This is a genomic window from Caulobacter sp. GSs2, assembly GCF_058680895.1.
Map to the genome: position 1 here is coordinate 1,296,077 of NZ_CM178725.1, position 13,837 is coordinate 1,309,913.

Consider the following 13,837-nt stretch of genomic DNA (forward strand, 5'->3'; position numbering starts at 1 on the left):
CTCACCGCGCAAGGATGTCCCCACTATTGGTCTGACAAACGCTTGCCGCCCCCACATGTTAGCGCTAACAAGTGCGTGAGCATGAACGAGCGCGGCCGCCCAAGGTGGGGCGAGGTCCAGACGCTCGAGACGGGGAGACGACGCCGTGGGCGTGACGCAATTCCTTCCGGAAGACTGGCAAGACGCGACCCTGCTGGGCCGCATCGACTTCGGCGATGGCCCGACCCCCGTGCTGGTGCGCGGCGGGCGCATCGAGGACATGTCGAAGATCGCCCCGACGGTCGCCGACCTGATGAACGCCTATGCGCCCGGCGCGGCGATCCCGCGCGGCGAGGATCGCGGACCTCTGGAAGAGCTGGATATCCGCCCTGTCTGGGCCGACGCCTCGGGCGAAGCGGCCGCCAAGCTGCTGGCCCCCGTTGACCTGCAGTGCCTTAAGGCCGCCGGCGTCACCTTCGCCGTCTCGACCCTGGAGCGGGTGATCGAGGAACGGGCCCGAGGCGACGCCGCCGAGGCCCTGAAAATCCGCGAACAGCTGGCCGACAGCATGGGCGGCGACCTGCGCAGCGTCGATCCGGGCTCGGAGGGCGCCGAGCGCCTGAAGCAGACCCTGATCAAGGACGGTCTGTGGTCGCAGTATCTGGAAGTCGCCATCGGCCCCGACGCCGAGATCTTCACCAAGGGCCCCACCCTATCGTCGATGGGCTGGGGCGACCAGGTCGGCGTGCGCTCCGACAGCCACTGGAACAATCCCGAGCCGGAAGTCGTGCTGCTGTGCGACGGCGCGGGCCAGATCCGCGGCGCGGCGCTGGGCAACGACGTCAATCTGCGCGACTTCGAGGGCCGCTCGGCCCTGCTGCTCTCCAAGGCCAAGGACAACAACGCCTCGTGCGCCATCGGCCCGTTCGTGCGGCTGTTCGACGACGGCTTCTCGCTGGACGACGTGCGCTCGGCCGAGGTCGAGCTGAAGATCACCGGCCGCGACAACTTCGTGCTGGATGGCCATTCCAACATGAGCCTGATCAGCCGCGACCCGGCCGTTCTGGCCGGTCAGGCGTTCGGCAAGCAGCACCAGTATCCCGACGGCTTTGCTTTGTTCCTGGGCACGATGTTCGCGCCGATCCAGGACCGCGACACGGCCGGCCAGGGCTTCACCCACAAGGTCGGCGACCGCGTCCGCGTCTCGACCCCGAAACTGGGCGTCCTCGAAAACGAGGTGACCACCTGCGACCAGGCCAAGCCCTGGACGTTCGGGATCTCCGCCCTGATCCGCAATCTGGCCGGCCGCGGCCTGCTCTAACTTTTCGTATTTCGAGGACCTCGTCCCATGACCGACACCCTGCGCCACTTCATCGGCGGCGAACGCGTCGCCTCCGACGCCCCGACCCAGAGCCTGAACCCGTCGAACACCAACGAGGTCGTGGCCAATGTGCCCAACGGCGGTTCCGCCGAAGTCGACGCCGCCGTCGACGCGGCCAAGAAGGCGTTCCCGAGCTGGTCGGAAAGCTCGCCTGAGGTTCGCTCGGACCTGCTGGACAAGGTCGGCTCGACCATCATCGCCCGCAGCGCTGACATCGGCCGTCTTCTGGCCCGCGAAGAGGGCAAGACGGTTCCGGAAGGCGTGGGCGAGACCGTCCGCGCCGGCCGCATCTTCAAGTACTTCGCCGGCGAGGCCCTGCGCCGCCATGGCCAGAACCTGGAAAGCACCCGTCCGGGCGTCGAGATCCAGACCTATCGCCAGGCCGTCGGCGTGTTCGGTCTCGTGACCCCCTGGAACTTCCCGATCGCCATCCCGGCCTGGAAGGCGGCTCCGGCCTTGGCCTTCGGCAATACCGTGGTGATCAAGCCCGCCGGCCCGACCCCGGCCACCGCCTCGGTGCTGGCTGACATCATGCAGGAATGCGGCGCTCCGGCCGGCGTGTTCAACATGCTGTTTGGTCGCGGTTCGATGGGCGACGCCCTGGTCAAGCACAAGGACGTCGACGGCGTCTCGTTCACCGGCTCGCAGGGCGTGGGCGCGCAAGTCGCCGCCGCCGCTGTGGCCCGTCAGGCCCGTGTGCAGCTGGAGATGGGCGGCAAGAACCCGCTGATCGTGCTGGACGACGCCGACCTGGAACGCGCCGTCGCCATCGCTCTGGACGGCTCGTTCTTCGCCACCGGCCAGCGCTGCACCGCCAGCTCGCGCCTGATCGTCACCGACGGCATCCACGATCGCTTCGTGGCCCTGCTGGCCGAGAAGATCGCCGCCCTGCGGGTCGGTGACGCCCTCGACCCCAACACCCAGATCGGTCCGGCGGTCTCCGAAGACCAGATGGAAACCTCGTACCGCTACATCAACATTGCCGCCGGCGAGGGCGGCCGCATCGTCACCGGCGGCCAGCGCCTACAGCTGGAAAATCCCGGCTGGTACGTGCAGCCGACCCTGATCGCCGACACCGATCGCAACATGCGGATCAACAACGAGGAAGTCTTCGGCCCCGTCGCCTCGACCATCCGGGTCAAGGACTATGAGGAAGCCCTGGAGGTCGCCAACGGCGTCGAGTTTGGCCTGTCGGCCGGCATCGCCACCACCTCGCTGAAATATGCCCGCCACTTCCAGCGTCACGCCAAGGCCGGCATGACCATGGTCAATCTGGCCACCGCCGGCGTCGACTATCACGTGCCGTTCGGGGGTTCGAAGAGCTCCAGCTACGGGGCCCGCGAACAGGGCTTCGCGGCGGTCGAGTTCTTCACCCAGACCAAAACCTCGTATTCCTGGTCGTAAGCCGCATGTCCTCAGCCATCTATCCCAGCCTGAAGGGCAAGCGCGTCGTCGTCACCGGCGGCGGCAGCGGCATCGGGGCCGGCCTGACCGCCGGCTTCGTGCGCCAGGGCGCCGAGGTGATCTTCCTCGACATCGTCGATGCGGACTCCATGGCCCTGGTCGACGCGCTGACGCCGAACGCGGCCATCGCGCCGATCTACAGGCATTGCGACCTGATGGACCTCGACAGCCTGAAGGCCGTGCTGGCCGAGATCGGCGACATCGACGTGCTGGTCAACAATGCCGGCAATGACGACCGCCACAAGCTGGCCGACATCACGCCCGCCTATTGGGACAACCGCATCGGCGTCAATCTGCGCCACATGCTGTTCGCGGCCCAGGCGGTCGCGCCGGGCATGGCCAGGCGCGACGGCGGGGCGATCATCAATTTCGGCTCGATCAGCTGGCACCTGGGTCTGGAAGACCTGGTCCTCTACGAAACCGCCAAGGCGGGCATCGAGGGCATGACCCGGGCCCTGGCCCGCGAGCTGGGTCCCGACGACATCCGCGTCACCTGCGTGGTGCCCGGCAACGTCAAGACCAAGCGCCAAGAGAAGTGGTACACGCCCGAAGGCGAGGCCGAGATCGTCAAGGCCCAGTGCCTGAAGGGCCGCCTGGTCCCCGACCACGTGGCATCCCTGGTGCTGTTCCTGGCCTCGGACGATGCGGCCCTGTGCACGGGCCATGAGTACTGGATCGACGCCGGCTGGCGGTAAACTGGGGATTGCGCCCTTCCCCCTTGATGGGGGAAGGGTTGGGGATGGGGGTGCTGCGGCGGTTCCGCCGGCAAGCGCCCTATCACCCCCACCCAACCCTCCCCCATCAAGGGGGAGGGCTAAGGAGATTATGCGTATGCCAACCCCCACCTGCGTCTGGGACCTGAAAGCCACCCTCGGCGAGGGTCCGATCTGGCATCGTGACGCCCTGTGGTTCGTCGACATCAAGGGCCACACCGTCCACCGCTATGATCCGGCCAGCGGCGCGCAGCACAGCTTTCCCGCCCCCGACCAGGTGACCTTCGTGGCGCCCATCGCCGGCGAGGACGGCTTCATCGCCGGGCTGAAGAGCGGCCTGCACAGCTTCGATCCCGCCAGCGGCGACTTCGCGTTCCTGGGCGAGATCGAGCCGCCGGAGCTGGACAATCGCCCCAACGATTCCACCATCGACGCCGAGGGCCGGCTGTGGTTCGGCACCATGCACGACGGCGAAGAGGCCGCCAGCGGCGCCCTCTATCGCCTGACCGCCGCCGGTGAAACGGTCAAGCAGGACGACGGCGTCTGCATCACCAACGGCCCGTGCGTCAGCCCGGACGGCAAGACCTTCTATCACACCGATACCCTGGCCAAGACGATCTGGGCCTATGACGTCGACGCCGACGGCGACCTGACCAACAAGCGCGTGCTGGCCCGCATCGACATCGAAAACGCCTGGCCCGACGGCTCGGTGGTCGATTCACAGGGCTATCTGTGGACCGCCCTGTGGGGCGGCGCGTCGGTGCTGCGCATCTCGCCGGAGGGCGAGATCGTCGACCGCATCGCCCTGCCCGCCCCCAATATCACCAAGCCGTGCTTTGGCGGCCCGCGCCTGAAGACCCTCTATTTCACCACCGCCCGCAAGGGCCTGAGCGACGAGACCCTCGCCGCCTGGCCCGAAGCCGGCGGCCTGTTCGCCGTCGATGTCGATGTCGCCGGCCAGCCCCAATACGAGGTGCGCCTTGACCGCCCCTAACCGCACGCCCCGCCGGTTCCGCTCGCGAGACTGGTTCGACAATCCCGACCACATCGACATGACCGCCCTCTATCTGGAGCGGTTCATGAACTACGGGATCACGCCGGAAGAGCTGCGCAGCGGCAAGCCGATCATCGGCATCGCCCAGACCGGCAGCGACATCTCGCCGTGCAACCGCATCCACCTGGACCTGGTGACCCGGATCCGCGACGGCATCCGCGACGCCGGCGGCATTCCGATGGAGTTCCCGGTCCATCCGATCTTCGAGAACTGCCGTCGCCCGACCGCGGCGCTGGACCGCAACCTCTCGTATCTGGGCCTGGTCGAGACCCTGCACGGCTATCCGATCGACGCCGTGGTCCTGACCACCGGCTGCGACAAGACCACGCCGGCCGGCATCATGGCCGCCACTACGGTCAATATCCCGGCCATCGTGCTGTCGGGCGGACCGATGCTGGACGGCTGGCATGACGGCGAACTGGTCGGTTCGGGCACGGTGATCTGGCGCTCGCGCCGCAAGCTGGCGGCCGGCGAGATCGACGAGGCGGAGTTCATCCAGCGCGCCGCCGACAGCGCGCCCTCGGCCGGTCACTGCAACACCATGGGCACGGCCTCGACCATGAATGCGGTCGCCGAAGCCCTGGGCCTGTCGCTGACCGGCTGCGCGGCCATCCCCGCCCCCTATCGCGAGCGCGGCCAGATGGCCTATCGCACCGGCCAGCGGATCGTCGACCTGGCCTATGAAGACATCAAGCCCAAGGACATCCTGACCCAGAAGGCGTTCGAGAACGCCATCGCCCTGGTCGCGGCGGCCGGCGGCTCGACCAACGCCCAGCCCCACATCGTGGCCATGGCCCGTCACGCCGGTCTGGAGATCACCGCCGACGACTGGCGCGCGGCCTATGACATCCCGCTGATCGTCAACATGCAGCCGGCCGGCAAGTATCTGGGCGAGCGCTTCCACCGGGCCGGCGGCGCCCCCGCCGTGCTGTGGGAGCTGCTGCAGAACGGCCGCCTGCATGGCGATGTGCTGACGGTGACCGGCAAGACCATGGCCGAGAACCTGGAAGGCCGCGAGACCAAGGACCGCGAGGTGATCTTCCCCTACGCCCAGCCGCTGGCCGAAAAGGCCGGCTTCCTGGTGTTGAAGGGCAACCTGTTCGATTTCGCGATCATGAAGTCCAGCGTCATCGGCGCCGACTTCCGGGCCCGCTATCTGAGCGATCCGGGCAAGGAAGACATCTTCGAGGCCCGCGCCATCGTGTTCGACGGGTCGGGCGACTATCACGCCCGCATCAACGACCCGGCCCTGAACATCGACGAGCACTGCATCCTGGTGATCCGCGGCGCCGGCCCGATCGGCTGGCCCGGTTCGGCAGAGGTGGTCAACATGCAGCCGCCGGACGCCCTGCTGAAGCGCGGCATCATGAGCCTGCCCACCCTGGGCGACGGCCGCCAGTCGGGCACCGCCGACAGCCCCTCGATCCTCAACGCCTCGCCCGAAAGCGCGATCGGCGGCGGGCTGTCGTGGCTGCGCACCGGCGACACCATCCGCATCGACCTCAACACCGGCCGCTGCGACGCCCTGGTCGACGAGGCGGTGATCGCCGAACGCCGCAAGGAAGGCCTGCCGCCCGTGCCGGAAACCATGACCCCCTGGCAGGAAATCTACCGCGCCCATACCGGCCAGCTCGAGACCGGCGGGGTGCTGGAATTTGCGGTCAAGTACCAGGACCTGGCCAGCAAGCTGCCCCGGCACAACCACTGAGTCCCGGCTCCGCTCCACCGGGCAAAGGCTCGGTTGAGCGGAGAGTCAGGGCGGTGGCGACATGGCTCAACCCGCCGACGCCGCCAAAAGCAGCGCCACCTGGGCCAGGGCGGCCAGCAGGGCCAGGATCAGCCCGACCCACAGCCGGGGTCCTGCCAGGGTCATGATCATCGGCCGGGTCGGGAAGTTGAAGGTCTGGGGCATGGCCGCGTGCTTGAAAGCGTGGGCCCCGGCAAAGCGCGGATCACAGACCAGCTGGGCCAGGTCCCGCCGGCTGCGATAGCGGACATAGCCCATCATCGACCATTTGGGGCAGTCCTCGATCCCCCAGGTATCGACCAGGCCCCCGACCTGCCGGGCGGCCAGGGCCGGATGGCCGCCCCGCCGGAACAGGGCCGGCAGGAACATGCGGGTATAGCCTTCCATCACCTCGCGGGCGGGCTTCAGTGCGCCGGTCGCCGGATCGGCCACCGGTCCGTCGGCCATGCGGATGACGTTGAGCATGAAGAACTCGCGCCCGTCGTCCTCGGCCAGGAAGCGCTCGAGGGTCGGCAGTTCGTCGGCCCCGCCCCGACCGATACTGGCGGCCCTCATCCGGCCGATCAGGTCGGTGACCTCGGCCGCCGACAGCGGGCCGCGCCAGTTCACATACCAGGCCAGGAACAGGGCATAGAGACCAAGGGCGGCAACCCAGACCCAGAAACTCGACATCTTGCAGACCCTCCCATAAGCCCTGCGGGCTTCAGCCCATCACGGTTTCGATCAGCACCTGGCCTTCAAGGCCGGCGTCACGATGGACGTGGATCTCGGCATAGCCGGGCGAACTGAGGATCTCGGCCATGGCCTTGAAGGACGGGTACATCATCACCGCCACCGAATCCCACGGCCCCTCGACCTCGCCGATCAACAGGCCGCGCACCTGGGCGCTGAACACCAGCTTGCCGCCCGCCTCGGCGATCATCTTGCTGACGGCCCGGCCATAGAGGGCATAGGCCTCAGCGCCGCTCAGCGTGGTCTCGCGCCCGTCGGGATAGACGGCTTGGTCGCGGAATTTCAGCAGGTTGAGCATGTAGATCGGCTTGCCGTCGTCCCGCTGAAACGCGGCGAGCTGCTGGGCCTGGGTCGGGCCGTGGGCATTGGTGACCTGCATCGGAAATCTCCGGGAACCGCCGCCCGGACCGTTCCGGGCTCATAATATGGCAATAAGCATGCCACTTGTTTACAGCCCCTGTCACCCCCGAAACCTGACCGCACGCCCTGCCCGGTACGCGCGGGTTCAAGCCCCTGACGGAATCATGCTGCGACTGGCGTCCAGCCGTTCCGCTTCAAGAAACGGCAGGGAAGACGGCCCCTCCTCCGCCAAGCATCCGCAGGGCGCATCGGTCCGTAGCTTGAGCCTCAAGACGGAGTTCCCCATGCGCGCCCTGCTGATCGCTTCGAGCCTGCTGATCCTCGCGGGGTGCGCCTCGACGGGCGCGTCCACCAGCGCTCTGAAACCCGCCACGACGATTGACGCGGCGCGGTTCTACACCGGCACATGGTACGAGATCGGACGACGGCCCATGTCGCTCACCGATGGCTGCGTGGCGGGCGGCACCACCTATACGCCGCGCGGCGGCGACAAGGTCACGGTGCTGGACTTCTGCCGGGCCGGCTCGCCCACCACGGGCAAGTTGAAGACCATCGGCGGCCCGGCACGCATTATGGATCCGGGGACAAACGCCAAGCTCCACGTCAGCTATCGGATCTTCGGCCTTTTCCGGATTCCGCGTGACTACTGGGTTCTGGAGCGGGCGGACGACTACAGCTGGTTCATCTCGGCCGATCCCCGCTTCCACGATCTGTGGATCTACACGCGCGATCCTCAACCGACCCAGGCCCAGGTCGCCAAGCTGGTCGAACGCGCCAAGGCGCTGGGCTACGACACCCGGCTGCTGGAATTCCCCGCGACAGGATCATAGTCGGCGACTCGCCTGATCCCGGCCAGCGCCCTCAGCCTCCCTTACCGATCCGCGGCAGCACCTTGGTCTTCAGGATCTGCAGCTGGGCCGCCGCCATGGCCGAATTGGGATCGTGGCCGGTGCGCGGCAGCAGCACGAAGGCCTTGTCGGGAGCCTGCAGCGTGTCGAACCAGGCGCGGGCGACCTCAGGGGTCGAGATCAGGTCCTGCTCGCCCAGGATGACATAGACCGGCAGGGCGAATTTGGGGCCCAGGGCGTAGAGGTCGGTCTTCGAATACATCCCCTTGCCCTTCATGCCGACGAACTCGATGTAGGAATAGTCCTCGCCGCCCTCGTAGTCGGCCAGGGCCTTGGGAGTCTCATAGGCGGGCGCGCGGGCCATCCATTGCGCCGGCGCCGGATCGGTGCGGGCGGCCTCGTACTTGCGGGTGATGCGACGGATGATCCCGAAGTTGCGCGGATTGGTCCAGGGCGGCGGACCCACGGTCTCGAGCTTGCCGATCGCGTCCTGGTCACCGCCGGCGCGGGCCAGTTCCAGGGTTCGGTCATAGCTGGCCTTCAGGTTGTCGGCGGAACGGGCCAGGTGCGAAGAGCCGACATAGGCATGAAACAGGTCCGGCCGCGCCTTGGCCATGTGCGTGCCCAGGATCGAACTCCACGACCCGCCCATCAGGATCAGCTTCTGCTTGCCCAGGCGCTGGTTGACGTAGGCCGCCACCTCGACCCCGTCGTCGCGCAGGCGCTCTACCGTCAGGGACTCGCCCTCGGCGGGCGGGCTCTGGCCGAAGGTCATGCCCGCGCCGCGCTGGTCCCACTGGGCGATGACGAAGTCCTTCTCCCACGCCTGGAAATAGGGATTGGCGTAGGGGGTCATCGGATTGCCCGGACCGCCGTGCACCATCAGGATCACCGGCCTGGAGCGGTCGTCGCCGTGGATCGTGACCCACTGCTCGATCCCGCCGATGCGCACGAAGCCTTCTTCATGGATGGCCTTGACCGGTGCGGCGACCGCCGGCCTGTCAGGGGCCTGGGCGGTGGCGAGGCCCGGCGCGCAGGTCAGGATCAGCGCGGCCATCAGGCCCGAAAACTTCGACATCGATCCACCCCAAAAACAACCCGCGCCAGCCGTGATCGACTCGCCGCTTTCCCGAAACTCACCTTGCGGCCTGGATACGTTAGGGAAACGTCGATCGGCGATCAAATACCGCCGCTTGCACTGGCGCAGTCACGCACGACCCGCCACATTGGTCCACGCCAGAAGCGCCCAAGCGCTCGACCGCCACCAGGAGCCTGCCATGACCGACGCCCCCGCCTATGTGCCGCCCAAGGTCTGGACCTGGAACAAGGAGAACGGCGGCAAGTTCGCGTCGATCAACCGGCCGATCGCCGGGCCCACCCATGACAAGCCCCTGAAGGTGGGCCGCCATCCCCTGCAGCTGTACTCCCTGGGCACGCCCAACGGCGTCAAGGTGACGATCCTGCTGGAAGAGCTTCTGGCCCTGGGCCATGCCGGCGCCGAGTATGACGCCTGGCTGGTCAATATCGGCGACGGCGACCAGTTCGGCAGCGGCTTTGTGGCGGCCAATCCCAATTCCAAGATTCCGGCCCTGGTCGACCACAGCGGCCCCGAGCCGATACGGATCTTCGAGTCCGGCGCCATCATGATCCACCTGGCCGAAAAGTTCGGGGCCTTCCTGCCCACCGAGCCGGCGGCGCGGGCCGAGTGCCTGTCGTGGCTGTTCTGGCAGATGGGCAGCGCGCCGTTCCTGGGCGGCGGCTTTGGCCACTTCTACGCCTATGCGCCCTACAAGATGGAATATCCGATCGACCGCTACGCCATGGAGGTGAAGCGCCAGATGGACGTGCTGGACCGTCGCCTGGGCGAGACCGCCTTTGTCGCGGGCGACGAATACACCATCGCCGACATGGCCATCTGGCCCTGGTACGGCGGCATGGCCAAGGGCCTGCTGTACGAGGCCGGCGAGTTCCTGTCGGTGCAGGACTACAAGAACGTCATCCGCTGGACCGACGCCATCGGCGCGCGCCCCGCCGTCAAGCGCGGCCGCATGGTCAACCGCGTGTTCGGCGAGCCCTCCAGCCAGCTGCGCGAACGCCATGAGGCCAGCGACTTCGACACCAAGACCCAGGACAAGGTCGAGGCGGCCAAATAATCCGCCCGGCCCGGCGGATCAGAGCCAACGGGTCTTCTTGAACCGCCAGTACAGGAACAGGCAGACCCCGACGATCACGCCCAGCACCATCGGATAGCCGAAGGTCCAGGTCAGCTCGGGCATGTGCTCGAAGTTCATCCCATAGATGCCGGCGATGGCGGTCGGCACGGCCAGCATGGCGGCCCAGGCCGCCAGCTGCCGGGTGATCACCCCCTGGCGTTGCTGTTCCAGCAGCGAGCTGACCTCGAACACCGAGGTCAGCACGTCGCGCAGCCCCTCGACCAGTGAGGCGACCCGGACGATGTGGTCGCGCACGTCGCGGAAATAGGGTTTCACCTCGGCGTCGATGCACGGCATGTCGTGATGCTCGAGCTCGCTGGCCACCTGCTCCATCGGTCCCAGCAGCTTGCGGAACCGCATCAGCTCGCGGCGCAGGGCGAAGATGCGCGCCACCTCTGACCGGCTCAGGAAATTGTCCAGCGCCCGCCGCTCCATCTCGGCCATCTCGTCATCGATCGCGTCGACGATCGGCAGATAGCCGTCGACAATGAAGTCCAGCACCGCATGCAGCACATAGTCGCCGCCGTGGCCCAGCAGGCGGGGCGTGGCCTCCAGGTGCTCGCGCAGATCGGTGTGGGCCCGGGCCGAGCCGTGGCGCACCGTGATCAGGTGGCGGGGCCCCACGAAGATGTCGGTCTCGCCGTACTCGATGCGCCCCTCGATCAACTGTGCGGTCTTGGCCACCACGAACAGCTGGTCGCCGTACAGATCGACCTTGGGCATCTGCCGGGCGTGCAGCGCGTCCTCGACCGCCAGGGGGTGCAGGCCAAAACGATCCTGCAGCACCGCCAGCTCGGCCTTGGTCGGCTCCAGCAGACCAATCCAGACGAACTCGCCCTCGCGCGGAACAAGCCCGTCCGGAGCCTCGAGGTCCAGGGTGCGGGACCGCTTCCCATCCACATAGGCGATGGCCGCAACGACGCTCATGGACGCTCCAGATCCCGTGTAACGCTGGCGCTATGACATGAAATCACCCAGGGTCACAGCCGGCCGGCGGGGATTTCAGTTGCCGACCTGGGCGCCGCTGAAGTCGAAGCCGGGCTCGCGCTGCTTGCCGCCGCCGAACAGCCAGGTGAAGCCGACAAACACAGCCCGCACCCTTGGCTGGCGACTTGTGGTGTCGCGCAGGGTCGGGGTGTCGATGATCACCGTGTCCTCGATGGTGTTGAGCACATCCTGGCCGGTGACCACGAAGGACAGCTTGTCATTGATCTTCCGACGATAGCCCAGATTGAGCATCCTGAACGGCTCGCGATAGCCCTGCGGGGTCAGGCGACGGCCCGAGCTAATGGCGTTGAGCTGCAGGAAATCCTTCGGCGTGACCTGCCAGTTCAGATTGGCGCGGCCCGAGACCATGGTGTCCTCGCGCGTGCCCGAAAAGCCCAGATTGGCGGCGGCGATCTCGTTGCGGAAGAGGTTGCTGCTGACACTGTAGGTCAGGGTCGGGGTCAGGCGGCCATTGGCTGCCAGCTCCAGGCCGGTGCTGTTGTTCTTGCCCAGGTTTTGCTTGGTGGTCAGCAGCACGCCGCCGCCCAGATCGGTGACCACGTCGGTGACGCTCTGGGTGTTTCGGCGGTGATACAGGGTGGCCAGATAGGAGGTCTGGCCCTTGCGATACTGCCAGCCCAGCTCGAAGGCGTCGGTCTGTTGCGGCTTCAGGTCCGGATTGCCGGCCCGGTAGTTGTAGGGGTCCTGATAGACCGGATAGGGATTGAGGTCCTGCGCCTGGGGCCGCTGGATACGGCGGCTGTAATTGGCGTTCAGCGTGTTGTTTTCATTGAGGGTGTAGCTCAGGAACAGGCTGGGATAGACCTTGAAATCGTCATTGCTGTTCTTCTGGTTCGAGGTCAGCTGGTGGGTGTCGATATTGACCTGCTCGGCCCGCAGACCGCCCTGCACGGTGAAATCCCCGAACGGGCGCTCATAGGTGACATAGGCGGCGAAGACGTCTTGATCGTACAGAAAGCGGTTGGTGCGCGCAGTGTCGACGACCAGGGCGCCGGGCGCGGGGCCGACGGCGCGGCGGTTGTCATAGTCGTTCTCGCCGACCTCCAAGTCGACACCGGCCTTCAGTTTCACATCACCCGGTAGCGGCTTGACGTAGTCGACCTTGAGATTGGCGCGGGTCTGGTCGATGCCGAAACCGAAGGTCTCATAGCTGTCGACGCCCGGACTGTTGCGGGTCAGGCCCCGGCCGTCGCGCGAGAAGCTGGTGACCTCATACTCGGCGTGGGCGGTCAGTTCGTGGCCGGCGCCCGTCAGCTGCCGGCGCCAGTCGGCGCTGAGCGCGCCGTTGTCGCGGTTCATCTCGCCCTGGGTCAGCCGCTCATAGCTGCGGGAAACCGCGCCGGCGGTGTTGCGGGCGGAATAGAGCTCGCGGCTATCGCTATCCATGGCCATGCCGCGATAGCGCAGCTCGGCGCTGAGGCGGTTCTGCTTGTCGAGATCATAGTCCAGCCCGCCGCGCAGGTTCAGGCCGTCGCTCTCGTTCTGGGAGTCCAGATCCTGGGTGCTGGGCAGAAACCGGCCGCTGGTCTGATCAAGGATGGCGCGGTCGGTCTCGGAGACGAACTGCTGAACGTCGCGACGATAGCCGGCGTCGCCCGACAGGGTCAGCTTGCCCGCGCGGCGGGTCGCGCTGATCCCGCCATTGTAGCGCCCGCCCGAGCCGACATTGGCCCGCACCGAGCCGTTCACGCCCGGCTTCTGGGTCTTCTTGGTGATCAGGTTGATGATCCCGGCCGAGCCGTCGGGGCGGAAGGCGGCGGAAGGGTTGGTCATCACCTCGACCCGGTCGATCTGGTCGGCCGGCAGCGACTGAAGGGCGTCGGCCTTGCCGTCGCCGTTGAACTGGCCCGAGGGCTTGCCGTCGATCAGGATGGTGACATTGGCGTCGCCGCGCAGGCTGACATTGCCCTGCACGTCGACCTCGACCGAGGGGACGTTGCGCAGGGCGTCGGCGATCGAGCCGGTGCGGGCCGACAGGTCATTGGCCACGCTGTAGCTGCGCCGGTCGATCGAGGTGCGCATGGCGGTAGAATCGCTGGTCACCACCACGCCCTCGACAGCTGTCGGGGCGGACTTGTCCACAGGCTTGGCAGCGGCGGGCGCCTGTGCGGCAGGCGTCTGGGCGGGGATCGTCTGGGCCATGGCCAGGCCGGGCAGGACCATCGCGGTCGCCACGAACAGAAGTTTCAGACGCATGGACGCTCCCGGGGACCGAGCCCCGAGCGAGATCGCCCGACGCCTCAGCATTACAACTGTAAATACTACAACTGTAAATAGTTGCTAGCTGTTTCGCTGTAGACCGCGCCCCGACACCGGGATCAAATGTCTTTTCGGCAAT

The 13,837-nt window shown here is 67.0% G+C and carries 12 protein-coding genes; 7 read left to right on the forward strand and 5 right to left on the reverse strand.

Going from position 1 to position 13,837, the window contains the following annotated elements; genetic code table 11:
* The first annotated feature begins 145 nt into the window (after positions 1-145).
* The 5 genes from ACW17Z_RS06310 (at position 146) to xylD (ending at position 6,299) form a co-directional block, all read left to right on the forward strand.
* Entirely contained in the window at positions 146-1,300 is a 1,155-nt protein-coding gene (locus ACW17Z_RS06310; RefSeq protein ID WP_492058036.1) for a fumarylacetoacetate hydrolase family protein, read from the forward strand.
* A gap of 27 nt (positions 1,301-1,327) precedes the next feature.
* Complete coding sequence (locus tag ACW17Z_RS06315) at positions 1,328-2,764, forward strand: aldehyde dehydrogenase family protein (protein ID WP_492058037.1); 1,437 nt, start codon at positions 1,328-1,330, stop codon at positions 2,762-2,764.
* 5 nt (positions 2,765-2,769) lie between these two features.
* Positions 2,770-3,519, forward strand: a complete 750-nt coding sequence (gene xylB, locus ACW17Z_RS06320; RefSeq protein ID WP_492058038.1) for a D-xylose 1-dehydrogenase — start codon at positions 2,770-2,772, stop codon at positions 3,517-3,519.
* A gap of 136 nt (positions 3,520-3,655) precedes the next feature.
* On the forward strand, positions 3,656-4,531 hold the full coding sequence (locus ACW17Z_RS06325; RefSeq protein WP_492058496.1) for an SMP-30/gluconolactonase/LRE family protein: 876 nt from the start codon (positions 3,656-3,658) through the stop codon (positions 4,529-4,531).
* Positions 4,485-6,299, forward strand: coding sequence for a xylonate dehydratase XylD (gene xylD / locus ACW17Z_RS06330; RefSeq protein ID WP_492058039.1), 1,815 nt, complete (start codon positions 4,485-4,487; stop codon positions 6,297-6,299). The genes ACW17Z_RS06325 and xylD overlap by 47 nt, the downstream gene beginning before the upstream one ends.
* 66 nt (positions 6,300-6,365) lie before the next feature.
* Here the strand turns inward: xylD and ACW17Z_RS06335 are convergent, their stop codons facing one another.
* Together ACW17Z_RS06335 and ACW17Z_RS06340 are read right to left on the reverse strand one after the other, a co-directional pair.
* On the reverse strand, positions 6,366-7,010 hold the full coding sequence (locus tag ACW17Z_RS06335) for a hypothetical protein (protein WP_492058040.1): 645 nt from the start codon (positions 7,008-7,010) through the stop codon (positions 6,366-6,368).
* Positions 7,011-7,041: 31 nt separating this feature from the next.
* Positions 7,042-7,449, reverse strand: coding sequence for a DUF1330 domain-containing protein (locus ACW17Z_RS06340; protein ID WP_492058041.1), 408 nt, complete (start codon positions 7,447-7,449; stop codon positions 7,042-7,044).
* A gap of 265 nt (positions 7,450-7,714) precedes the next feature.
* Between ACW17Z_RS06340 and ACW17Z_RS06345 the strand changes: the two genes are divergently transcribed.
* On the forward strand, positions 7,715-8,260 hold the full coding sequence (locus ACW17Z_RS06345) for a lipocalin family protein (RefSeq protein WP_492058042.1): 546 nt from the start codon (positions 7,715-7,717) through the stop codon (positions 8,258-8,260).
* A 31-nt stretch (positions 8,261-8,291) separates the two neighbouring features.
* Here the strand turns inward: ACW17Z_RS06345 and ACW17Z_RS06350 are convergent, their stop codons facing one another.
* On the reverse strand, positions 8,292-9,356 hold the full coding sequence (locus ACW17Z_RS06350; protein ID WP_492058043.1) for an alpha/beta fold hydrolase: 1,065 nt from the start codon (positions 9,354-9,356) through the stop codon (positions 8,292-8,294).
* Positions 9,357-9,555: 199 nt separating this feature from the next.
* On the opposite strand from ACW17Z_RS06350, the gene yghU reads away from it, so the two are divergent.
* Positions 9,556-10,431, forward strand: a complete 876-nt coding sequence (yghU, locus tag ACW17Z_RS06355) for a glutathione-dependent disulfide-bond oxidoreductase (protein WP_492058044.1) — start codon at positions 9,556-9,558, stop codon at positions 10,429-10,431.
* Positions 10,432-10,449: 18 nt separating this feature from the next.
* On the opposite strand, the gene ACW17Z_RS06360 is transcribed toward yghU, so the two are convergent.
* Positions 10,450-11,418, reverse strand: a complete 969-nt coding sequence (locus ACW17Z_RS06360) for a magnesium and cobalt transport protein CorA (RefSeq protein ID WP_492058045.1) — start codon at positions 11,416-11,418, stop codon at positions 10,450-10,452.
* A 75-nt stretch (positions 11,419-11,493) separates the two neighbouring features.
* Complete coding sequence (locus ACW17Z_RS06365) at positions 11,494-13,695, reverse strand: TonB-dependent receptor domain-containing protein (protein ID WP_492058046.1); 2,202 nt, start codon at positions 13,693-13,695, stop codon at positions 11,494-11,496.
* Between the last annotated feature and the right edge of the window lie 142 nt (positions 13,696-13,837).